The sequence below is a fragment of the Burkholderia sp. 9777_1386 genome, assembly GCF_015712265.1.
GTDB lineage: Bacteria > Pseudomonadota > Gammaproteobacteria > Burkholderiales > Burkholderiaceae > Burkholderia > Burkholderia cenocepacia.
The window spans coordinates 1-1,652 of the sequence record NZ_JACCQB010000118.1; the positions used below are offsets into that span (position 1 = coordinate 1).

Sequence of the window (1,652 nt, forward strand, 5' to 3'; positions counted from 1 at the left end):
GCAATACGGCCCGCGCGAATCGATGGAATACGACGTCGTGATCGTCGGCGGCGGCCCCGCCGGGCTGTCGGCGGCGATCCGGCTCAAGCAGCTGGCCGCCGAGAAAGGCGCCGAGATCGGCGTGTGCGTGCTCGAGAAGGGTTCCGAGATCGGCGCGCACATCCTGTCGGGCGCGGTGATGGACCCGCGCGCGATCACCGAGCTGTTTCCCGACTGGAAGGAGCGCGGCGCGCCGCTCGACGTCGAGGTGACGGAAGACCGCTTCCTGTTCCTGTCCGAGAAGAGCGCGGTCACGACGCCGAACTGGGCGCTGCCCGACAACTTCAAGAATCACGGCAACTACGTGATTTCGCTGGGCAACGTCACGCGCTGGCTGGGCCAGCAGGCGGAAGCCTTGGGCGTCGAGATCTTCCCCGGCTTCCCCGCCGCGGAGATTCTCTACAACGACGACGGCTCCGTGAAGGGCGTCGCGACCGGCAACATGGGCGTGGGCAAGGACGGCGAGCCGACCGAGAACTTCCAGCTCGGCATGGAGCTGCACGCGAAGTACACGCTGTTCGCCGAAGGCTGCCGCGGCCATCTCGGCCGCCAGCTGATCTCGAAATTCAAGCTCGACGCGAACGCCGATCCGCAGGCGTACGGGATCGGCATCAAGGAACTGTGGGAAATCGATCCGGCCAAGCACAAGCCGGGCCTCGTGATCCACACGGCCGGCTGGCCGCTGAAGTCCGATACGTACGGCGGCTCGTTCCTGTATCACATGGACAACAACCAGGTCGTGGTCGGCTTCGTGGTGGGCCTGGGCTACACGAACCCGTACCTGTCGCCGTTCGAGGAATTCCAGCGCTACAAGACGCACCCGTCGATCCGCGCATTCCTCGAGGGCGGCAAGCGCGTGTCGTACGGCGCGCGCGCGATCACGGCCGGCGGCCTGCTGTCGCTGCCGAAGACGGTGTTCCCGGGCGGCGCGCTGATCGGTGACGACGCGGGTTTCCTGAACGCGTCGCGGATCAAGGGCAGCCACGCGGCGATCAAGACCGGCATGCTGGCGGCCGATGCGGCATTCGACGCGGTGCAGGCCGGCCGTCAGTCGGACGAGCTCAATGCGTATCCGGATGCGTTCAAGCAATCGTGGCTGTACACGGAGCTGTACCGCGCGCGCAACTTCAAGCAGTGGATGGCCAAGGGCCTGTACCTGGGCACGCTGATGGTCGGGCTCGAGCAGAAGGTGATGGGCGGCAACGTGCCATGGACGCTGCATCACCAGCATGCGGACCACGAGATGCTGAAGCCGGCGTCGCAGTGCGAGCCGATCGCGTATCCGAAGCCGGACGGCAAGCTGACGTTCGACCGGCTGTCGTCGGTGTTCATCTCGAACACGAACCACGAGGAGAACCAGCCGGCGCACCTGACGCTGAAGGATGCGAGCGTGCCGGTGAACGTGAACCTGCGTACCTACGCGGGGCCGGAGGCGCGTTTCTGCCCGGCGGCGGTGTACGAGTTCGTGAAGAACGACGACGGCAGCGAGCGCCTCGTGATCAACGCGCAGAACTGCGTGCACTGCAAGACCTGCGACATCAAGGACCCGACGCAGAACATCGTGTGGGTCACGCCGGAAGGCGGCGGCGGGCCGAATTACCCGAACATGTAAC

Annotated in this window: 1 protein-coding gene; it reads left to right on the forward strand. The window is 65.9% G+C overall.

Annotated elements, in window-relative coordinates:
* Positions 1-1,651, forward strand: a 1,651-nt coding sequence (locus tag H0X91_RS34605; RefSeq protein WP_179109019.1) for an electron transfer flavoprotein-ubiquinone oxidoreductase, incomplete at its 5' end; no start/stop codon positions are given.
* Position 1,652: the final 1 nt, after the last annotated feature.